Origin of the sequence: Paracoccus lutimaris (assembly GCF_003337565.1) — a bacterium.
In the GTDB taxonomy this organism is placed as follows: Bacteria; Pseudomonadota; Alphaproteobacteria; order Rhodobacterales; family Rhodobacteraceae; genus Paracoccus; species Paracoccus lutimaris.
This window is the reverse complement of sequence record NZ_QPJL01000006.1, coordinates 1-21058: the sequence shown is the minus strand read 5'-3', so window position 1 is coordinate 21058 and position 21058 is coordinate 1. Positions and strand designations below refer to the sequence as shown.

The 21058-nt window shown below is 66.9% G+C and carries 19 protein-coding genes; 14 read left to right on the top strand and 5 right to left on the bottom strand.

Features of this window, described 5'->3' with window-relative positions; translation table 11 throughout:
- Positions 1-44 precede the first annotated feature (44 nt).
- The 11 genes from hutI (at position 45) to DFP89_RS07195 (ending at position 11774) form a co-directional block, all read left to right on the top strand.
- The gene (gene hutI, locus DFP89_RS07245; protein WP_114348765.1) at positions 45-1247 is read left to right on the top strand and encodes an imidazolonepropionase; all 1203 of its coding nucleotides are present in this window, start codon (positions 45-47) and stop codon (positions 1245-1247) included.
- Entirely contained in the window at positions 1216-2781 is a 1566-nt protein-coding gene (gene hutH, locus DFP89_RS07240) for a histidine ammonia-lyase (protein ID WP_220269820.1), read from the top strand. Before hutI ends, hutH begins: the two co-directional genes overlap by 32 nt.
- Positions 2778-3569, top strand: coding sequence for an N-formylglutamate deformylase (hutG, locus tag DFP89_RS07235; protein WP_114348764.1), 792 nt, complete (start codon positions 2778-2780; stop codon positions 3567-3569). Before hutH ends, hutG begins: the two co-directional genes overlap by 4 nt.
- A complete protein-coding gene (locus DFP89_RS07230; protein WP_114348763.1) occupies positions 3566-4714 on the top strand; it encodes a CaiB/BaiF CoA transferase family protein in 1149 nt (382 codons plus the stop codon). Before hutG ends, DFP89_RS07230 begins: the two co-directional genes overlap by 4 nt.
- The gene (locus DFP89_RS07225) at positions 4711-5868 is read left to right on the top strand and encodes an acyl-CoA dehydrogenase family protein (RefSeq protein ID WP_114348762.1); all 1158 of its coding nucleotides are present in this window, start codon (positions 4711-4713) and stop codon (positions 5866-5868) included. The genes DFP89_RS07230 and DFP89_RS07225 overlap by 4 nt, the downstream gene beginning before the upstream one ends.
- Positions 5869-5880: 12 nt before the next feature.
- On the top strand, positions 5881-7557 hold the full coding sequence (gene hutU / locus DFP89_RS07220) for a urocanate hydratase (protein WP_114348761.1): 1677 nt from the start codon (positions 5881-5883) through the stop codon (positions 7555-7557).
- A 71-nt stretch (positions 7558-7628) separates the two neighbouring features.
- The gene (locus tag DFP89_RS07215) at positions 7629-8447 is read left to right on the top strand and encodes a transporter substrate-binding domain-containing protein (RefSeq protein WP_114348760.1); all 819 of its coding nucleotides are present in this window, start codon (positions 7629-7631) and stop codon (positions 8445-8447) included.
- A 72-nt stretch (positions 8448-8519) separates the two neighbouring features.
- On the top strand, positions 8520-9167 hold the full coding sequence (locus DFP89_RS07210; RefSeq protein ID WP_114348759.1) for an amino acid ABC transporter permease: 648 nt from the start codon (positions 8520-8522) through the stop codon (positions 9165-9167).
- Positions 9167-9832 carry an amino acid ABC transporter permease gene (locus DFP89_RS07205; protein WP_114348758.1) on the top strand — a complete coding sequence of 222 codons (666 nt, stop codon included), beginning with the start codon at positions 9167-9169 and terminating at the stop codon, positions 9830-9832. The genes DFP89_RS07210 and DFP89_RS07205 overlap by 1 nt, the downstream gene beginning before the upstream one ends.
- Before the next feature lie 2 nt (positions 9833-9834).
- Positions 9835-10605, top strand: coding sequence for an amino acid ABC transporter ATP-binding protein (locus DFP89_RS07200; RefSeq protein WP_114348757.1), 771 nt, complete (start codon positions 9835-9837; stop codon positions 10603-10605).
- Positions 10606-10667: 62 nt separating this feature from the next.
- The gene (locus tag DFP89_RS07195; RefSeq protein WP_114348756.1) at positions 10668-11774 is read left to right on the top strand and encodes an NADH:flavin oxidoreductase/NADH oxidase; all 1107 of its coding nucleotides are present in this window, start codon (positions 10668-10670) and stop codon (positions 11772-11774) included.
- 50 nt (positions 11775-11824) lie between these two features.
- On the opposite strand, the gene DFP89_RS07190 is transcribed toward DFP89_RS07195, so the two are convergent.
- Positions 11825-12973 carry a DUF3734 domain-containing protein gene (locus DFP89_RS07190; protein ID WP_114348755.1) on the bottom strand — a complete coding sequence of 383 codons (1149 nt, stop codon included), beginning with the start codon at positions 12971-12973 and terminating at the stop codon, positions 11825-11827.
- A 300-nt stretch (positions 12974-13273) separates the two neighbouring features.
- Here DFP89_RS07190 and DFP89_RS07185 point away from each other — a divergent pair, with 300 nt between their 5' ends.
- Positions 13274-14551: a hemolysin family protein gene (locus tag DFP89_RS07185; protein WP_114348754.1), complete on the top strand. Its 1278-nt coding sequence runs from the start codon at positions 13274-13276 to the stop codon at positions 14549-14551.
- A gap of 36 nt (positions 14552-14587) precedes the next feature.
- Here DFP89_RS07185 and DFP89_RS20295 read toward each other — a convergent pair whose 3' ends face one another.
- From DFP89_RS20295 to DFP89_RS07160, 4 genes are all read right to left on the bottom strand, one after another.
- Positions 14588-15460, bottom strand: coding sequence for an energy transducer TonB (locus tag DFP89_RS20295; protein WP_181870279.1), 873 nt, complete (start codon positions 15458-15460; stop codon positions 14588-14590).
- A complete protein-coding gene (gene exbD / locus DFP89_RS07170) occupies positions 15457-15957 on the bottom strand; it encodes a TonB system transport protein ExbD (protein ID WP_114348752.1) in 501 nt (166 codons plus the stop codon). Before exbD ends, DFP89_RS20295 begins: the two co-directional genes overlap by 4 nt.
- 3 nt (positions 15958-15960) lie before the next feature.
- Positions 15961-16959, bottom strand: a complete 999-nt coding sequence (gene exbB / locus DFP89_RS07165; RefSeq protein WP_114348751.1) for a tonB-system energizer ExbB — start codon at positions 16957-16959, stop codon at positions 15961-15963.
- A gap of 189 nt (positions 16960-17148) precedes the next feature.
- Positions 17149-18321, bottom strand: coding sequence for a pyridoxal-phosphate-dependent aminotransferase family protein (locus tag DFP89_RS07160; protein ID WP_114348750.1), 1173 nt, complete (start codon positions 18319-18321; stop codon positions 17149-17151).
- Positions 18322-18457: 136 nt separating this feature from the next.
- On the opposite strand from DFP89_RS07160, the gene DFP89_RS07155 reads away from it, so the two are divergent.
- Positions 18458-20197 (top strand): ABC transporter ATP-binding protein, encoded by a 1740-nt coding sequence (locus DFP89_RS07155; protein ID WP_114348909.1) that lies wholly within the window; start codon positions 18458-18460, stop codon positions 20195-20197.
- Positions 20197-20916 (top strand): CAF17-like 4Fe-4S cluster assembly/insertion protein YgfZ, encoded by a 720-nt coding sequence (gene ygfZ / locus DFP89_RS07150; RefSeq protein ID WP_114348749.1) that lies wholly within the window; start codon positions 20197-20199, stop codon positions 20914-20916. The genes DFP89_RS07155 and ygfZ overlap by 1 nt, the downstream gene beginning before the upstream one ends.
- Positions 20917-21058 lie beyond the last annotated feature (142 nt).

Sequence of the window (21058 nt, the reverse complement as noted above, 5' to 3'; positions counted from 1 at the left end):
GTATAGACATAGAGCAGCCAAGAAATCAATCCGGAGCTTTGCCGATGCTGGTCCTGACCGATGCGCAAATCGCCAGAATGGACGCGGAATCAGGCGGATACGGCCTGATCGAGCGTGGCGCGCTGGTCATCAGCGGGGATCGAATCGTCTGGACCGGCGTCGAATCGGAATTGCCGGCGGCATATGCCCATGCGGCGCGCCACGATCTGGGCGGGCGGCTGGTGACGCCGGGGCTGATCGACTGCCACACCCATATCGTCTTTGGCGGCGACCGCGCCCGCGAATTCGAGATGCGGCTGGAAGGCGCCAGCTATGAAGAGATCTCGCGCGCCGGGGGCGGCATCCTGTCCTCGGTTCGCGCCACCCGCGATGCGGATGAGGCGGTGCTGCTGGCCGCCGCCTTGAAGCGCGTCGATCAGCTGCTGGCCGAAGGCGTGACCACGCTGGAAATCAAGTCGGGCTATGGGCTGGACGTGGCCTCCGAGCTGAAGATGCTGCGCGTCGCCCGCCTGATCGGCGAAATGCGCCCGGTCCATGTCCGCACAAGCTGGCTGGCCGCCCATGCCCTGCCGCCCGAATACAAGGATGACCGCGCCGGCTATATCCGCGATGTGGTGATCGCCGGCATGCAGGCCGGCCATGCCGAGGACCTGATCGACGCGGTTGACGGCTTTTGCGAGGGGATCGCCTTTTCCCGCGACGAGATGGCGGCGATATTCGACCATGCCGAGACGCTGGGCATCCCGGTCAAGCTGCATGCCGAACAGCTTTCCGATCTGGGCGGTGCGGCGATGGCCGCGCAGCATGGCGCCATGTCCGCCGACCATCTGGAATGGCTGGGACAGGACGGCATCGACGCCATGGCGGCATCCGGCACGGTGGCGGTGCTGCTGCCCGGTGCCTTTTATACGCTGCGCGAGACGAAATATCCGCCGGTGCAGGCCCTGCGCGACGCCGGCGTGCCGATCGCGCTGGCCACGGATTGCAACCCCGGCACCTCGCCGCTGACCTCGATCCTGCTGACGATGAACATGGGCGCGACGCTGTTCCGCCTGACCCCCAGCGAATGCCTGACCGGCGTGACCCGCCACGCGGCCACGGCGCTGGGGCTGAATGATCGCGGCCAGATCGCCCCCGGCCTGCGCGCCGATCTGGCGATCTGGGACGTCAAACACCCGGCCGAGCTGACCTATCGCATCGGCTTCAATCCCCTTCATGCCCGCATCGTCGGAGGCGAATTTGTCTGAACTGATCCTGATCCCCGGTGAAACCACTCTGGCCCAGCTTGAACAGGTCTGGCGCAAGGGGCTGGCCGTGCGGCTGGCCGACAGCGCCCGGCCGGGCATCGCGGCCTCGGCCGCGCGCATTCAGGCCGCTGTCGATGGCGACGCGGCGGTTTACGGCGTCAATACCGGCTTTGGCAAGCTGGCCTCGATCAAGATCGCGGCGGGCGATACCGCGACGCTGCAAAGAAACCTGATCCTGTCGCATTGCTGCGGCGTGGGCGAGCCGGTCGAGCCGGAAACCGTGCGCCTGATCATGGTGCTGAAACTGCTGTCGCTGGGCCGTGGCGCATCCGGCGTCCGCCCCGAGGTGATCGGGCTGATCGAGGACATGCTGGCCAAGGGCGTCCTGCCGGTCATTCCGGCGCAGGGCTCGGTCGGGGCCTCGGGGGACCTCGCGCCGCTGGCACATATGGCCGCGACCCTGCTGGGCGAGGGCCGCGCCATCTATCAGGGTCGCGAAATGTCCTCGGCGCAGGCGCTGAAGTCGGCGGGCCTGACCCCGGTGGTGCTGGCTGCGAAAGAGGGGCTGGCGCTGATCAACGGCACGCAGGTTTCGACCGCTTTCGCCCTGGCGGGGCTGTTTGACGCCTTTGCCTCGGCGCGGGCGGCGCTGGTCATCTCGTCGCTCTCGACCGATGCGATCATGGGCTCGACCGCGCCCTTCCTTGAGGAAATCCACACGCTGCGCGGCCATCGCGGCCAGATCACCGCCGCCCGCGCCATTCGCGACCTGATGGCCGGATCCGAGATCCGCGAAAGCCACCGCGAGGGCGATACCCGCGTGCAGGACCCCTATTGCATCCGCTGCCAGCCGCAGGTGACCGGGGCCTGCATCGACCTGCTGTGGCAGGCCGCCCGCACGCTGGAAATCGAAGCGAACGCCGCCACCGACAACCCGCTGGTGCTGGTGGGCGCCGATCAGATCGTCTCGGGCGGGAACTTCCATGCCGAGCCGGTGGCCTTTGCCGCCGACCAGATCGCGCTGGCCATTGCCGAGATCGGCGCGATCTCGCAGCGGCGCATCGCGCTGATGGTGGACCCGGCACTGTCGCATGACCTGCCGCCCTTCCTGACCCCCGACCCGGGGCTGAACAGCGGGCTGATGATCGCCGAAGTCACCAGCGCCGCATTGATGAGCGAAAACAAGCATCTTGCGACGCCTTGCTCGACGGATTCTACCCCCACCAGCGCCAATCAGGAGGACCATGTCAGCATGGCCGCCCATGGCGCGCGGCGGCTCAAGCGCATGAACGCGAACCTTGCCCAGATCATCGGCATCGAGGCGCTTTGCGCCGCCGCCGGTGTCGAATTCCGCGCGCCGCTGAAAACCTCGGACACCTTGCAGGCGGTGATCGCGCGACTGCGCGAAACGGTGCCGCCGCTGGAACAGGACCGCTATCTGGCCCCCGATCTGGCCGAGGCCGCGAACCTGATCCGCGAGGGCGAGCTGGTCGCCGCCGTCGCCCCCGAATTGCTGGCCGAGGTGGCTCCGTGATCCCGGTCGAGGTCGTCCCCGGCGACAGCCCGGTCATTCTGGGCCTGCCCCATACCGGAACCTGGCTGCCCGACGACATCCGCGCCCGGCTGAACCCGCGCGGGCAGGTGCTGGCCGATACCGACTGGCATATCGAACGGCTTTACGACGGGCTGCTGCCCGGCGCGACTACGGTGCGGGCGACCTTTCACCGCTATGTCATCGACGCCAATCGCGGCGCCGATGATGCGAGCCTTTATCCCGGCCAGAACACCACCGGGCTGGTGCCATTGACCGATTTCGATGGCGAGCCGATCTGGACCTCGGAACCGGACGCCGATGACATCGCCCATCGCAAGCACCAGTTCCACGGCCCCTATCACGCCGCCTTGGCGGATGAGATCGCGCGAGTGCGGGCGCGGCACGGGGTGGCGATCCTTTATGATTGCCACTCGATCCGCAGCCATATCCCGTTCCTGTTCCAAGGCACGCTGCCCGATTTCAACATCGGCACCAACAGCGGTGCGTCCTGCGATCCGCGGCTTGAGGCGGCGGTGTTCGAGCTTTGCGCCGCGACCGGGCGCAGCCATGTGCTGAACGGCCGTTTCAAGGGCGGCTGGACGACGCGCCATTACGGCCAGCCGGGCACGGGCGTTCACGCCATCCAGATGGAGCTGGCGCAATCGACGCATCTGGCGACCGAGACCCCGCCCTTTGCCTATGACCCCGCCAAGGCGGATGCGCTGCGGGTGACGCTGAAGGCGATCCTTGAGCGGCTGGCCGCCCTTGCGTCCGAGGTCCGCGCATGAAGCCCCTGGCCGGGATCAGGGTGCTGGACCTGTCCCGCGTGCTGGCGGGGCCTTACTGCACGGCGCTGATGGCCGATCTGGGGGCCGAGATCATCAAGATTGAGCCGCCGCAAGGCGACGATTACCGCCATATCGGCCCGTTCAAGGATGGCGAAAGCGCGCTCTTCACGCTGAACAATCGCGGCAAGCAAAGCGTGGTGCTGGACCTGAAAAACCCCGCCGATCTGGAGCTTGCGCAAGGGATCGCGGCCCGCGTCGATGTGGTCGTGGAAAACTTCCGTCCCGGCGTGGCCGAGCGGCTGGGTCTCGGGGCGGACGCGCTGCGGGCGGCCAATCCGGGGCTGGTCTATTGCTCGATTTCCGGCTTTGGGCAGCAGGGGCCGTTTCGCGATCTGCCGGCCTATGATCTGGTCGTGCAGGCCATGTCCGGGCTGATGGCGGGAACCGGAGAAGAGGGCGGCGCGCCCCTGAAAACCGGCGAAAGCGTGGCCGACCTGATCGCCGGGCTGTTTGCTAGCTGGTCGATCATGGCGGCCTTGGTGCAGCGGGGCCGGACCGGGCAAGGCGCGACGCTGGACGTCGCCATGTATGACGCGCTGTTTTCCATGCTGACCACCAGCCACGCGCTGCATTTCTATGCCGGGCAGGCGCCGCAGCGGGTCGGCAATCGCCACCCCTTGTCCACGCCCTTTGGTTGCTATGCGACCCGCGACGGGCAGGTGGTGATCGCGGTCCTCAGCTCCAAGCAATTCGCCGCGCTGGCTGCGCTGATCGGCGCGCCCGAGGCGGCGGACGATCCCCGTTTCGCCAGCGACGAAAGCCGCACCACGCATGAGCCTGCCGTCAAGGGGCTGATCGAGGCGTGGTCCAGTGGCCTGACCACGGAACAGGCCGTGGCGGCGCTGACTGGCGTGGGTATCCCAACGGCGCCGATCTGGGATATCGCCAAGGCGGCGGGTAACGAGCACAGCCATGCGCGCGGTCTGGTCAGCCAGTTGCCCCATGCCACGCTGGGCACGGCGCCCAGCGTCGGCCAGCCGGTGCGCTTTGACGGCGAAAAGCCGGTGGCTGCGCATTCCGCCCCGCAGCTTGGCGGCGACTTGCAGGCCGTCTTGCGCCAACTTGGACTGGAGGATCGCGCATGAACGACGACTGGCACATGCTGGCCGAGGAAGAGCGGCTGTTTTGCGACGTGCTGACCCGCATCTGCGCGGAACAGATCGCGCCCAAGGCGGCCCATACCGACGAGGCGGCGGCCTTTGTCCATGACCAGCTTGCCGTGCTGGGACAGGCGGGCATGATGGGCGCGAACCTGCCCGAGGACTATGACGGCAGCGGCATCTCGGCCCCGGCGCTTTTGCGCGCGGTGGCGATCGTGGCGGGGGCCTGCGGCTCGACCGCCTCGGCGCTGACGGCGCATTATCTGGCGACGGATTCGATCCTGATCGGCGGGACCGAGGCGCAGAAACGCGCATGGCTGCCCCGCGCCGCGACGGGCGAGGCTTTGGGGGCCTTCGCGCTGACCGAACCCACCGCCGGATCGGACCCCGCCGACATGAAGACCCGCGCCCGGCGCGCGGGTGACGGCTGGCATCTCAAGGGCACGAAATGCTTCATCTCGAACGGAGGGGTGGCGGATTTCATCGTGGTCTATGCGGTGACCGACCCCGACAAGGGCCATCGCGGCATCTCGGCCTTTATCCTGCCCAAGCACACGCCCGGGCTGGATGCCGGCCCGGCCGAGCGCACGATGGGCCTGAAAGGCGGCCACGTCTTTACCCTCAACATCGACTGCCATCTGCCCGAGGACGCCCTGCTGGGCGACGAGGGCAAGGGTTTCCGCACCGCCATGCAGGTTCTGGACAATGGCCGGATCGAGGTCGCGGCGCAGTGCCTTGGCCTTGCGGGTGCGGCCATGGATGCCGCCATCGCCTATGCAAAGGACCGCGTGATCGGCGGAGAGGCGCTGAGCGACAAGCAGGGCATCCGCTGGATGATCGCCGATATGGGCCTTGCCTACCGGCAGGCGCTGCTGATCGCACAGGATGCCGCGCGCCAGCGGCAGGCCGCGCATGAAGGCGCGGGCGGGCGTTTCTCGCTGGCCTCGGCCATGGCCAAGCTGGCGGCCTCCGAGGCGGCGGGCAAGGTCGCCGACACCGCGCTGCAACTGCATGGCGGCTATGGCTATACCCGCGATTTTCCCATCGAACGGATCAACCGCGATCTGCGCATCATGCGGATCTACGAAGGTTCCAGCGAAATTCAACGTATCATCATTTCCGGCAATATGCTGGCCTGAACGGAGCGAGACATGGACAATCCCCGTCACAACACCCGCGACATCTACCCGGCCACCGGCCCCGAGATCACCGCGAAAAGCTGGCTGACCGAGGCGCCGATGCGGATGCTGATGAACAACCTGCATCCTGACGTGGCCGAAAACCCGCATGAACTGGTGGTCTATGGCGGCATCGGCCGCGCCGCCCGGACATGGAAGGATTTCGACCTGATCGTCGACAGCCTGAAGGCGCTGGAAGAGGACCAGACCCTGCTGGTGCAATCCGGCAAGCCCGTGGGCGTTTTCCGCACCCACAAGGACGCGCCGCGGGTGCTGATCGCCAACTCGAACCTTGTGCCGCATTGGGCGAACTGGGACCATTTCAACGAGCTGGATAAGAAAGGTCTGGCCATGTACGGTCAGATGACCGCCGGCTCCTGGATCTATATCGGCAGCCAGGGCATCGTTCAGGGCACCTATGAAACCTTCGTCGAGGCCGGGCGCCAGCATTACGGCGGCAGCCTGAAAGGCAAATGGATACTGACCGGCGGGCTTGGCGGCATGGGCGGCGCCCAGCCCTTGGCCGCCGTGATGGCCGGGGCCTGCTGTCTCGCGGTCGAATGCAACGAGGTCAGCGCCGATTTCCGCCTGCGCACCCGCTATGTCGATGAAAAAACCCACAGCCTTGACGAGGCGCTGGAGATGATCGACCGCTGGACCAAGGCCGGCGAGGCGAAATCCGTGGCGCTGATCGGCAACGCGGCCGAGGTGTTCCCCGAACTTGTGCGCCGGATGCAGGCGGGCGGCATGCGCCCCGATATCGTCACCGACCAGACCAGCGCCCATGACCCGGTGCATGGCTATCTGCCCGAGGGCTGGACGGTCGCGGAATGGCGCGCGCGTCAGGAAACCGACCCCAAGGCGGTGGAACGCGCCGCCCGCAAGTCGATGCGCAAGCAGGTCGAGGCCATGGTGGCCTTTGCCGATGCCGGCGTTCCGACCGTCGACTATGGCAACAACATCCGCCAGATGGCGCTGGAAGAAGGTTTCGAGCGCGCCTTTGCCTTTCCCGGCTTTGTCCCCGCCTATATCCGGCCGCTGTTTTGCCGGGGCATCGGGCCGTTCCGCTGGGCGGCGCTGTCGGGCGACCCCGAGGACATCTACAAGACCGACCAGAAGGTGAAAGAACTGATCGACGACCCGCATCTGCACAACTGGCTGGACATGGCGCGGGACCGCATCAGCTTTCAGGGCCTGCCGGCGCGGATCTGCTGGGTCGGCCTTGGCCTGCGCGACAAGCTGGGCCTTGCCTTCAACGAGATGGTCAGGAACGGCGAGCTGAAGGCCCCCATCGTCATTGGCCGCGACCATCTGGATAGTGGCTCGGTCGCCTCGCCCAACCGGGAAACCGAGGCGATGCAGGACGGCTCGGACGCGGTTTCCGACTGGCCGCTGCTGAACGCGCTTTTGAACACCGCATCCGGCGCGACCTGGGTCAGCCTGCATCACGGCGGCGGCGTCGGCATGGGCTTTTCCCAGCATTCGGGTATGGTGATCTGCTGCGACGGCAGCGAAGATGCCGACAGGCGCATCGCCCGCGTGCTGTGGAATGACCCCGCCACCGGCGTCATGCGCCATGCCGATGCGGGCTATCAGATCGCGCTGGACTGTGCGCGCGAGCATGGGTTGAATCTGCCCGGCATTCTCTGATCCTAAAGGGGCCGGTCGCGCAACGCATCGCGGCGGGCCCCGGATATCCCGACCAACAAGGAGAGAACGACATGACCTTCCAGACCAGCATCAAGGCCGCCCTGTTCGGCCTGGCCGCCATCGGCCTTGGCCATGCCGCGCAGGCCGACCAGCTTGCCGAAATCAAGGCCGCAGGCAAGATCGTCACCGCGACCGACATGCATTACGCGCCCTTCGACATGCTGACCAACGGCACCTATGAGGGCATCACCAAGGACCTCTTTGACGAGGTCAGCAAGGAAATCGGCGTCGAGCCGCTTTATCAGGACATTCCCTGGACCGCCGAGCTGCCGGGCCTTGAGGTGAAGAAATTCGACATCGTCATCGCCCCGGTGACCATCACCCCCGAGCGGCTTGAGCGTTACACCTTCACCCTGCCGATCGCCGATGCGACCGTGTCGCTGGTCAAGGCCGCCGGCAATACCGAGGTGACCAAGCCCGAGGACATCAAGGGCAAGACCGTCGGCGTCCAGCAGGGCACCGCGCAGTTCAAGCAGCTTGAGGCCTACGGCGCCACGCTGGGCGATGTGACCATCAAGGAATACGGCACCACCGACGAGGCCTATGCCGATCTGGCCGCCGGCCGTCTGGACGCGGTGGCGGGCTCGCTGCCGAACCTGACCTATCTGGTCAAGAACCGCCCCGAGACCTTTGCGCTGTTCGAGCCCGCTCAGTTCGGCGAGCCGAAATACTTCGCCTGGGTGCTGCGCAAGGAGGCCGACAGCGAAAGCTTTGCCAAGGCGATCAACGACGCGCTGCTGAAGATGACCGATGACGGCCGCGTCAAGGCGATCCAGGAAAAATGGCTGGGCGCCGCTGTCGAACTGCCGCGCGAAGTGCCGACGAAATAAGCCCCTTGCGGGCGGGGCCGCCCCCGCCCGCATCCCTTCCGCCCGCTCAATCCCCTGCCAGCCGAGGCGCGCATGTTCTCGATCCCGGTCTTTCTGGAAAGTTTCGGGCCGCTCTTCTGGGCGGCGCGCAATACGCTCTTGATCTCGGTCCTTGGGATCGGGTTGGGGCTGATCATCGGCACGCTGATCTGTGCCGCGCGGCTTTCGCCCTATGGGGCCTTGCGCCGCTTTGCCGCCATCTGGGTCAGCTTTCTGCGCGGCGTGCCGCTGCTGGTGCAATTGCTGGTCTTTTATTACACGCTGCCGGTCATCGGGTTGGACGTGCCGGCCTTTTTCGCCGCTATCGTGACGGTGGGTATCTGCGCCAGCGCCTATATTTCGGAAATCTGGCGTGGCGCCATCGCCGCCCTGCCCAAAGGTCAGGCCGAGGCCGCCATCGCCATCGGCATGAGCCCGGTCGATATCTGGCGCCGGGTGATCCTGCCGCAGGCGTTTTCGATGTCGCTGCCGGCGCTGGTCAATGAGCTGATCCTGCTGGTCAAGGCCTCGTCGCTGGTCTCGGTCGTGGGCATCATGGAGGTCACGCGCGCCAGTCAGGCGCAGGCCGCCACCACCTTTCGCCCGCTCGAGGTCTATCTGGCCGCCGCCTGCATCTATCTGCTGATCAACCTCTGCCTTGCGGTGCTGGGGCGTTACCTTGAACACAGGACGGCCGTGTGATGGATTTCGCGATCTTTGAACAATATGGCCCCTCGCTGCTGCGCGGCTTTGGCGTCACCGTCCTGTGCTGGCTGCTGGGCACCGTCTTCGGCATGGCGCTGGGGTTGGTGATCGCGCTGATCCAGCGCTATGCCCCGCGCTGGGTCGGCTGGATCATCCAGATCTATATCGAGGTGATCCGGGGCACGCCGTTTCTGGTCCAGCTTTTCGTCCTTTACTACGGCGGCCCGCTGATCGGGCTGCGGCTGGACGCGCTGCCTGCGGGCCTTTTGGGTCTGACCATCTATGGCAGCCCCTATTTCGCCGAGATCTTCCGCTCGGGCTTTCGCGCCGTGCCCCATGGCCAGATCGAGGCCGCCCGTGCCATCGGCATGGCCGAACCCGCGATCATCCGCCGCATCCTGTTGCCCCTTGGGCTGGTCTCGTCGCTGCCGGCGCTGGTCAACTTCTCGATCATCCTGACCAAGGAAACCGTGATCCTGTCCATCATCACCGTGCCCGAACTGATGTATCAGGTCAGCCGCATGTCCACCGAGACCTTTCGTTACCTCGAGGCGAACCTTGTGCTGGCGCTGTTCTTCTGGGCGCTCGTGGAAACCATTTCGCGCATCGGCCACCGGCTTGAGGCGCGCGTCACCAAACACCTGATCGAAGAAAGGACCTGAAGATGCAGGCCTCCTCCGTCGAGATTAGCAAGGTCAACAAGTTTTACGGTCCCTTTCACGCGCTCAAGGACGTGGATCTGTCGATCCCGCCCGGCAAGGTCACCTGCCTGATCGGGCCCTCCGGCTCGGGCAAGTCCACGCTGCTGCGCTGCATCAACTTTCTGGAAGCCTATGATTCCGGCGAAATCCGCATTGATGGCGACCTGATCGGCTATGAGGTGCCCGGCAAGCGGATGTCGGGCCGGCGCCTGCGCGAGATGCGGCGCGGCATTGGCATGGTGTTCCAGCAGTTCAATCTGTGGCCGCATATGACCGCCCGCGAAAACGTCGCCGAAGGACTGATCCGCGTGCGCGGCATGTCGAAATCCGAGGCCGAAAGCCGTGCCGGCGAGGCGCTGACCAAGGTCGGGCTGGCCGACAAGATGTCGAACCACCCCTCGCGCCTGTCGGGTGGCCAGCAGCAGCGCGTGGCGATCGCTCGCGCCATCGCCATGGAGCCGCGGCTGATGCTGTTCGACGAGCCGACCAGCGCCTTGGACCCCGAACTGGTGGGCGAGGTTCTGAACGTCATGAAGACGCTGGCAAGCGAAGGCATGACCATGGTCGTCGTCACCCATGAGATGGGCTTTGCCGCCCATGTCGCCGATCAGGTCGCCTTCATGGAAAAGGGCGAGCTGGTGGGCGTGGACAGCCCCGACCGCATCCTGCATCAGCCGCAGGACCCGCGCATTCAGGCCTTCCTGCGCACCTATCACGAAAGAAACAGTATCTAGAGGGGCTTGCGGAGCGGCGCGCGCTGCCTACCTGATAGCGGTAACGTCATCAGGAGGGGCGCATGCCCGAACCCAAGCTGTTCCAGCCCATCGCCATCGGCGACAAGACCGTTTCCAACCGCATCGTGATTGCCCCCATGTGCCAGTATTCGGCCACGGACGGGCAGATGACCGACTGGCACCTGATCCATCTGGGCGGGCTGGCGCTGTCGGGCGCCGGCATCCTGACCATCGAGGCGACGGGCGTCCTGCCCGAGGGCCGCATCACCTATGGCGATGTCGGGCTTTACGATGACGCGACCGAGGCCGCCATGGCCCGTGTGCTCAAGGGCATCCGGGCGTGGTCGAACATGCCCATCGCCATCCAGCTTGGCCATGCCGGGCGCAAGGCCTCGACCGAAAAGCCGTGGCTTGGTGGCCAGCAGATCGCGCCCGATGCGCCGAATGGCTGGCAGACGGTGGCGCCCTCGGCCCTGCCCATGCATGCGGGTGAAAACCCGCCGGTGGCGCTGGATGCGGCGGGGCTTTCGCGGGTGCGCGAGGGGTTTGTCGATGCCGCCCGCCGCGCCCTGCGGCTGGGGCTGGACGCGATCCAGATCCATGCCGCCCATGGCTATCTGCTGCATGAATTCCTGTCGCCGCTGTCGAACCGGCGCGATGACGAATATGGCGGCAGCCTTGAAAACCGCCTGCGTTTCCCGCTGGAAATCTTTGACGCGATCAAGGCCGTGGTGCCGGCGGGCTATCCGGTCTCGGTCCGGGTCTCGGGCACGGATTGGATCGAGGGCGGCTGGGACATTCAGGACACCATCGCCTTTGCCCGCGCGCTTGAGGCGCGGGGCTGCGCGGCCATCCATATCTCCAGCGGCGGGATTGATGCGACGGCGCGGATCCCGGTCGCGCCGGGCTATCAGGTGCCCCTGGCGCGCGCCGTCAAGCAGGCGGTCAGGATGCCGGTGATCGCCGTCGGGCTGATCACCTCGCCCGAGCAGGCCGAGGCCATCGTCGCCAATGGCGATGCCGACATGATCGCGCTGGCCCGGACCGCGCTTTACGATCCGCGCTGGCCCTGGCACGCGGCGGCGGCTTTGGGCGCGCGCGCGCAGGCGGCGCCGCAATACATGTTCTCGGCCCCACGCAGCGCGCCCGGGCTGTTCAGCAAGGGCTGAGACCCGGCCGGGCCGCTTCCGTTGCGGGGCGCGGCCCGGACATGGCGCCGTCAGGTTCTGTCCGCGCCCCGGTGCGGGTCATTGGCATCAAAGACCAGCAGGCCGTCCTCGGGCACCTTGCGGCCGGTCCAGCGCGGATCGGCCAGCGAGCGCGCCGCGTCGCGCTGCCCGTCGCGCCAGTGATCCAGCATCGACAGGCGCGAGAATTCGTAATCCTTGCTGCCGCTTTCGTAATCGGCGTGGCGATAGATCAGATGCATCAGGCTGACCGGATAGGCCGGCCCGGCCTCGACCAGCATCGCCAGATCGGGGTCGCCCTGCAATTCCGCCGGCAGGCGGCTGCGCAGCCGGCGGGCGGCACGCGACAGTGCGTGACGGCTGCGGAACTCGTCGGTGTTCATGCGGGTGCGGCTCGAGAAGCGGATCTCGCGTTCGCGCTGTTCGACCTGCGACATGGTCTGCGGCAGGCCGTCGCGCGACTGGTAAAGATCGACCTGATAGATGCAAAGCGGCCTCTGGTTCGGCGCGGCCAGCACCACCTGCAAGGGCGAGTTCGAGACCAGCCCGCCATCCCAGTAATGCCGCCCGTCGATCTCGACCGCCGGAAAGCCCGGCGGCAGCGCCCCCGAGGCCATGATGTGCTCGACGCTCAGCCGGGTTTCACGGCTGTCGAAACAGGTGAAGTTGCCGGTCTCGACATCGACGGCGCCGACGGTCAGGCGCGGCCCCTCGTCATGCAGATAGTTCCAGTCCACCAGCCGGTCCAGCGTCTCGCGCAGCGGCGAGGTGTCGTACCAGCTTGTCTGGCGCATCAGCCCGGGCAGAAAGGATGACAGATCCGGCAGCTTGGGACGGAAAAAACCCGGTGCGCCGAACAGTGTGCTCATGGTGGCGCGGCTTTCGTTCCACAGCGCGCGCATCTGTTCGGGCTGGGGCAGGGCCTCGAGCCAGCTGCCCATGAGCCAGGGCGCGCCGGTCACGCTTTCCCAGAATTTGCGCAGCGCCGGCAGCCTGCGGCCGGGCGGGTTTCCCGCGATCAGCGCACCATTGATCGATCCGATCGAGATCCCGGCCAGCCATTCCGGTTCGCGGCCGGCCTCGCTCAGGGCCTCATAGGCGCCGGCCTGATAGGCCCCCAGCGCGCCGCCGCCTTGCAGGACAAGGATGATTTGCTCGGCCGGGTCGGCACTGTCTTTCATCGGCTTTACACATCTACTCGGCAAGAATATGTCTGAATAGCAGGCAAAGACGCGCAAATGCATGGTTTATTTCTGAAAACCAATCATAAAGTCGTATATTGTTGCGCCATTGCCCGCTGGCGGCACGGCCCGATATGCGGCCGCGGCGATTGCCATGGCTGGCGACACGTCTATATTGGCGCATGACCCAGCCGGAGCATCCTGCCGATACCCGCATGATCGACGACATTCCCGCAAGCAGGGCGCCCCGGTGCGGCGCGCTGGCCGAGGCATTTTTCCCCTTCTTTCAGAGTCCGCCCGATGTGGTTTGAAATTGCGATCGTTCTGGTCCTGATCCTTGTGAACGGGCTGTTGGCCATGTCGGAAATGGCCATCGTCTCGGCCCGGCCGGCGCGGCTGAAGGTGGCGGCCGAACGCGGCGATCACGGCGCGACCATCGCCCTGCGCCTGGCCGAACAGCCGGGGCGCTTCCTGTCCTCGGTCCAGATCGGGATCACGCTGGTCGGCGTGCTGTCGGGCGCGTTCTCGGGCGCGACGCTGGGCGCGCGGCTGGCCGCCGCCCTGCCGGGACTGGGCGTTCCGGCGACGCTGGCGCAGCCCTTGGGCATGGGCGGCGTGGTCGTCGTCATCACCTATCTGTCGCTGATCGTGGGCGAGCTGGTTCCCAAGCAGCTGGCTTTGCGCGCGCCCGAACGCGTGGCCGCCCGCGTGGCGCCGCTGATGCTGGGGGTTTCGCGCGTGGCGGCGCCGCTGGTCTGGCTTCTGGACCGGTCGGGCAAACTGGTTCTGGCGCTTTTGGGCCAATCGGGCGACGACAAGCAATCGATCAGCGACGAGGAAATCCGGCTGGTGATTTCCGAGGCCGAAACCGCTGGCGTCATGCACCGCGCCGAAACCGAGATGATCGCCGGGGTCATGCGCATCGCCGACCGCAGCGCGCGGCGGCTGATGACCTCGCGCCGGGACATCGAGGTGCTGGATGTCGCCGACAGCTGGCAGGTGGTGGCGCGCAAGTTCCGCGACAGCCGCCGCACCCGGCTGCCGGTCGGCGATGGCGACCCCAACAATCTGATCGGCGTCGTGGCCAGCGTCGATCTGCTGTCGCAAAGCCGCAGCGCCTCGTTCGACCTGCGCAATGTCATGCAGCCCGCCCCGATCATCCCCGAGACCATGGACGCCCCCGAGGTCATCGCCCGGCTGCGCGCCTCGCCGGGGCAGATGCTGCTGGTCTATGACGAATACGGCCATTTCGAGGGCGTGGTGACGCCCATGGACGTGCTTGAGGCGATCACCGGCGAATTCGTCGGCTGGGACGATGACGAACCCAAGGTCGTCGAGCGCGACGACGGCAGCATGCTGGTCGCGGGCTGGATGCCGGCGGATGAGTTCGCCGACCGCCTGTCCGCGCCCCTGCCCGAGGATCACGACTATTCCACCGCCGCCGGGCTGGTTCTGGACCTGACCGGGCGGTTGCCGCAGGTGGGTGACCATGTGAACTGGCAGGGCTGGCGGATCGAGGTCGTGGACCTTGACGGCCGCCGCATCGACAAGCTTTTGGTCAGCCGCCTGCCGCGCTGATCACGGATCACCGCGCGGGCCGGGCCTTATGCCTGCTCAGCGCAGCTGCACCTTCACCGGCAGGGTCAGCGTCGTCGATCTGCCCGAGGGCGGCGTCGGCAGGCGCGGCAGGCTGGCGGCCTGACGGTTCAGCACCGCATCGTTCCTGGCATTCCCGGTCGAGCCGGCCAGCCCCGCACTGCTGACCCGGCCGCTGGCGTCGATGCTGAAGCGGATATTGACCGTGACCGAGCCGCGCCCGGACAGTTTGGATTGGGCGCGCTTCATGTGCCGGGCGACCGTCGCATTCACCTTGGACTGCCAGCTTGCCACCTGCTTCTTGCTGGGGGCGCCGGCCTGCGCCTGCGGTGCGGCGGTCCGCTCGCCCTTGGGCGCCTTGAGTTGGGTCGTGGCCTTGCGCGAGGGTTGGGCCTCTTCGGCCTTCTTCTCGCGTTTCTTCTTGGGCTCGGGTTCTTTTTCGGGCTTTTTCTCGCGCGGGGCTTCGGCCAGCTCTTCCTTGGGCGGTTCGGGGCGCTCTTTGGGGCGGGTGGATTTCTGCAGCACTACCGCATCGGGGGGCGGCGGGAACAGCGAATTCATGTCCGGCAGCGGCGCTAGCTCGGGCAGAGGCAGATCGGTGATCTGCTCTTCGGGGGCCTGCTCGGGTTCAGGCTCAGGCTCAGGCTCAGGCTCTGGCTCCGGTTCCGGCTGGGCTTCCTCCTGTTCTTCCTGCTCGACCTCGTCTGTGGGTGCGGCGGCAGTGGGCATCGGCGCCAGCTCGATGAAGATCGGATCGGGCAGGCCCGGCGGGGCCGCGGCCTGCGCCATGCGGCTTGCCCAGACCCCGCCGCCGATATGGGCGGCCAAAGCAATGGTCGCGGCACCGCACCAAAGCGCGCCGGTGGCCAGCCATGCCCTGCGCCGGCTCATGGCGCGCTGCCCGCGACCGGGGCCGGCGTCGTCGCCGTTCCGGGGATGGCTGCGGCATCGGCGGGCGTTTCGGGCGCGGGCGCGGCCTCAAGCCCGACCAGCGCGATCTTCAGGTATCCGGTCTCGCGCAGGCTGTTCATGACCCCCATCAGGTCGCCATAGGTCACGGCCGCATCGGCGCGCAGGAAGATGCGCTGCTCGCGGTCGCCATTGGTGGCGTGGGCCAGCGCCTCGGCCAGCTGGCCCGCGGGGATGTCCTCATTGCCCAAAGCCAGCGTCAGGTCGGGCTTGACGGTGACATAGACCGGCTGATCGGGGCGCTTGGCCGGTGTCGCGTTCGAGACCGGCAGGTCCACGTTCACATCGACCGTCGCCAGGGGCGCCGCCACCATGAAGATGATCAGCAGGACCAGCATGACGTCGATAAAGGGCGTGACATTGATTTCATGATTCTCGGCCAGATCGTCGCCAAGGTTGTCGCGGATGCCGCCGGCCATGGCCTATTCCCCCGGAACTTGCGCCGAGCCGCGGAAATCCAGATCGCGGCTGACCAAGCGGCGGATGCCGGCGGCGGCCTCGGCCAGACGCAGGCGGTAGCCGGTGATGGCGCGGGCAAAGACGTTGTAGATCACCACCGCCGGGATGGCCGCGATCAGGCCGATGGCGGTGGCCAGCAGCGCCTCGGCGATGCCGGGGGCGACGACGGCGAGGTTGGTGGTCTGGGCCTCGGAAATGCCGATAAAGCTGTTCATGATGCCCCAGACGGTGCCGAACAGCCCCACAAAAGGCGCGGTCGAGCCGATGGTGGCCAGAACCCCGGTGCCCCGGCTCATGCGCCGGCCGGCACCGGCCTCGATACGTTCCAGATGCGAATCGACCCGTTCCTTGACGCCGGTATCGCCGGCCTGATCCAGCGCGGCGGCCGAGCGGTCATATTCACCGGCGGCGGCGCGCACCATGCGCGAGACCGGATCGCTGCGGTCGCGGCTGGCGGCCAGTGCGGCGGGCAGGCTGGGGGCGTCCTCGACCCGGCGGATGCCAATCCTTGCCCGGTGCGAGGCGCCGAGCAGCTCAAGCACCTTCACGATCAGCACGGTCCAGGTGATGACCGAGGCAAAGGCCAGACCGATCATCACCGCCTTGACCACCCAGTCGGCGGCCAGGAACATGCCCATCGGCGACAGGTCATGCGGCAGATTCGGGTCGCGCACCATCGGTGCCAAAGCATCCTGAACCGATTGCGGCAGAAGGCTGGCGCCGGGAATGGCGGCAGGTTCCGCCGGGGCAGGGACCGTGACGACGGGTGCGGCAGTCCCGGCCGGTGCGGTCGCGGTCGCGGTGGGCAAGGCGGGTGCGGGCGTCGTGGCAACCGGTTCGGCGGGCTGCGGCGCGGGGGCTGAAGCGGTCGCGCCGGTCTCTTGGGCGCCGACGGGCGCAGAGAGCAGCAGGCAGGCAAGCGTCACGGTTGTCCCGGCGCGAAGGCGCGACAGAAAATTCATGCTGGTTCCTATGTTTCCACAGATTCGCCTGAAGCCGCAAAACAGAAAACAGGGCGTTACGCGATATCGCGCGCCTGCCTTGATGCGGCTCGTGTCGGGTCTGTATCCAGCACCAATGTAAAATTGTCAACTATTCGCAAGGCGATGCGCGGAGAGCCGCAAGGGCGACGAAGGGCGTTCCAGTTCGCCCTAGCTTGCGCCGGAAATCACCCGCGCCGCCGCGTCCAGCGCGCCCGGCCCATGCGGGATGCCAAGCGCGGTCATCCCGGCCTCGATCACCGCCAGCGTGCCCAGAAGCTGGGGGGCATTGGCATAGCCCATATGGGCTATGCGCAGCGCGTTGTCGGGATCCGCCGCGCCAAGGCCGATGCCCAGCGTGACGCCGGCCTCAGTGGCGGTCCATGCCCGCAGCCGCGCGGCGCCGGGCAGGATCGCGGCGGTGACCGCGCGTGCGCGCGCCGCCGGGACGGCCTGCACCGGCGCGATGCCGGTGCCGCCCTGACCCCATGCCTCAAGCGCGGCCCAGGTCGCGCGGGCCAGCCCCTCATGCCGGGCCCAGGCGCGGGGCAGGGTTTCCTCGTCCAGCAGCATGCGCAGGGCCTCGTTCATGCCATAGACATGCTGGACTGGCGGCGTACCGCCCCAATATTGCCACAATTCCTGCGCCTCGGTCCGGGGCGCCCAGTCCCAATAGGGCGTGGCCAGATCGGTCCGCCCCCGCGCCCGCAGCCGTTCGGAGACCCAGACAAAGGCCATGCCGGGCGGGGTCATCAGCCCCTTCTGGCTGGCCGAGACCAGCAGATCGACGCCCCAATCGTCCATATGCATCGGCTCGCAGCCCAGCGAGGCAATGGCATCGACGCAGAAGAATGCCGGGTGATCGCCCATGGCCCGCCGCAGCGCCGGGATATCGGCGCGGGCCGAGCTGGCGGTATCGACCTGGCAGACCAGAACGGCGGTGATCCGGCCTTCGCGGTCCTCGGCCAGCCGCTCGGTCAGACGCTGCGGATCGGGGGGGGCGGCGCCGAAATCCAGCTCTTCGACCGAAATGCCAAGCGCGCGGGCGGACCCCGCCCAGGCGCGCCCGAAATGGCCAGAGGTCAGCACCAAAGCGTGATCGCCCCGGTTCAGCAGGTTGGTATTTGCGGCCTCCCACCCGGCATGGCCATTGCCGATATAGACCGCCAGATGCGCCGAGGTGCCGGCCAGCCGCTTGAGCCCGGCGATCATGGCGCGGTTTTCCACGGCGATCGCCTCGCCATAGATGTCGGGCGAGGCGCGATGCATGGCGCGCAGCACCCGATCAGGCGTCGGCGAGGGGCCGGGAATGGCGATGACGGGGTGGCCCTGGGCGAAGCTCATGCGAAAAACCTTATGTCCTCGCGCCATCGGTAGGACGCCCCCCGAGGAAGGTCAACGTCACGCAGGCATCCTAGCCGCTTGCCCCGGCGGCCCATGCGGCTTATCCCTTTTTGCCAGACCGGGTATCGGGGACATGATGGCGGAACGACTAGAAAAGACGGCCAATCTGTTCGCCCGCATGTGGCGCGACTATCTGAACCCCTATTGGGCGCGCATCCTGCTGGCGCTGTTTTTTCTGGTCATCGAGGGCTCGACGCTGGGTGTGCTGAGCTGGATGCTGAAGCCGCTGTTCGACCGGGTCTTTGTCGGCGGCGATACCGATGCGATCTGGTGGGTGGGCGGCGTGATCTTTGCGCTGTTCCTGATCCGCGCCGCGACTTTCGTGATCAACCGCAGCCTGATGACCTCGGTGTCGCTGGCGGTGTCCACCAAGATGCAGATCGACATGCTGCGCCATATCATGACGCTGGACAGCAGCTTTTTCCAGAAGAACCCGCCCGGCGCGATGATCGAGCGGGTGCAGGGCGACAGCATCGCCGTGCAGGGCGTGTGGTCCACCTTCATTTCGGGGGCGGGGCGGGACGTGGTGTCCTTGGTCGCGCTGTTCGGGGTGGCGATTGCGGTCGATCCGGGCTGGACGCTGGCGGCGCTGATCGGCGCGCCGCTGCTGATCCTGCCCACGGTGCTGGTGCAGCGCTATATCCGGCGCAAGATGCGGCAGAACCGCGTCAACGCCAGCCAGCGCGCGACCCGGCTGGATGAGGTCCTGCACGGCATCAACGCCGTCAAGCTGAACCGGATGGAGGATTACCAGACCAGCCGTTTCGCCCAGATCGTCGACCGCATCCGGCAGGGCCAGATCAAGATGTCGGCGATTGGCGCGACGGTGCCGGCGCTGGTCGATATCGTCACCGGGCTGGGCTTTGTGGGCGTGCTGGCCCTTGGCGGCGCCGAGGTCACGCGGGGCGAGCGCACGGTCGGCGACTTCATGTCCTTTTTCACCGCCATGGCGCTGGCCTTTCAGCCGCTGCGCCGGCTGGGCAGTCTGGCGGGCACATGGCAGATCGCCGCCGCCAGCCTTGAGCGGATCTATGCGGTTCTGGACATGCGGCCCGCGATCACCTCGGGGCCGCGCACAGCGCCGCCGCCCGACACGACGATCCGGCTTGACGACGTGCGGCTGTCCTATGACAGCCATCCGGTGCTGAACGGGCTGACATTCACCGCCGAGGCCGGGCAGACCACGGCGCTGGTCGGCCCTTCGGGGGCCGGCAAATCCACGGTCTTCAACCTGCTGACGCGCATGATCGACCCCGATTCCGGCCAGATTACGCTGGGCGGCGTGGCCTTGCGCGAATTCAGCCTGACCACGCTGCGCGACCAGTTCTCGACCGTCAGCCAGGATGCGGCGCTGTTTGACGAAACCCTGCGCGAGAATATCCTGCTGGGCCACGATCAGGACGATGCGGCGCTGCGCCGGGCGGTCATCGCGGCCCATGTCGCCGATTTCACCGATGCCCTGCCGCAGGGGCTGGACACGCCCGCCGGCCCGCGCGGCTCGGCCCTGTCGGGGGGGCAGCGCCAGCGCGTGGCCATCGCCCGCGCCGTCTTGCGCGACGCGCCGATCCTGCTTCTGGACGAGGCGACCAGCGCGCTGGACGCCCAAAGCGAACGGCTGGTCCAGGAGGCGCTGGACGAGCTGTCGGCCGGGCGCACCACGCTGGTCATCGCGCACAGGCTTTCGACCGTGCGGCAGGCCGACAAGATCGTCGTCCTTGAGGCCGGGCGGGTTGTCGAAGAGGGCAATCATGACCAGCTTATGGCGCAGGGCGGGGTCTATGCGGCGCTGGTGCGGCTGCAATTCGGGGACAAGTGATGCGACGGATTCTTGCGCTTTCGGGACCGGACCGGGTGTCGTTTCTGCAGGGGCTGGTCACGAACAAGGTCGGCGATGCGCCCTGCTGGGCGGCGCTTTTGACGCCGCAGGGCAAGTATCTGGCCGATTTCCTGCTTATCCCCGATGGCGAGCGGCTGCTGATAGATGTCGATGAGGGGCTGGCGGGTGATCTGATCCGGCGGCTGTCGATGTACAAGCTGCGCTCGAACGTCACGCTTGAGCCGGTTTCGCTGGGCGTTTCGCGCGGCACCGGCCCCGCGCCACAAGGCGCCATCACCGACCCCCGGCATCAGGCGCTTGGCTGGCGGCTTTACGGCCCCGAGACCAGAGACGACGGCACGGATTTCGACGCCATCCGTGTCGCCCATTGCATCCCGGAATCGCTGATCGAGCTGATCCCGAACGAGACCTTTATCCTTGAGGCCGGGTTCGAGCGCCTGCACGGCGTCGATTTCCGCAAGGGCTGCTATGTCGGGCAAGAGGTCACCGCCCGGATGAAGCACAAGACCGAGCTGCGAAAGGGCCTTGTCACCCTGGGGATCGAGGGGGCGGCCCCCGTCGGCACCCCGATCCTGATGCCCGACGGGCGCGAGGCCGGGACGCTGTTCACCCAATCGGGCAACCGCGCCATCGCCCAGATGCGGTTCGATCGCATGGTCGATGGGCTGGTCGCGGGTGAGGCCCGCATCATCCCGTGACAGGCACGGTTCTTGTCGTCGCCGACCTGCATCTGGACCAGTGGAAGTGTTGATTGCCACTGAGATTTGACCCGGCAACAGCGGAAATTGTCATTGAGAATTGACCCATGTGCAACCTTGCCCCGGCTTGAACCAGCTGGGG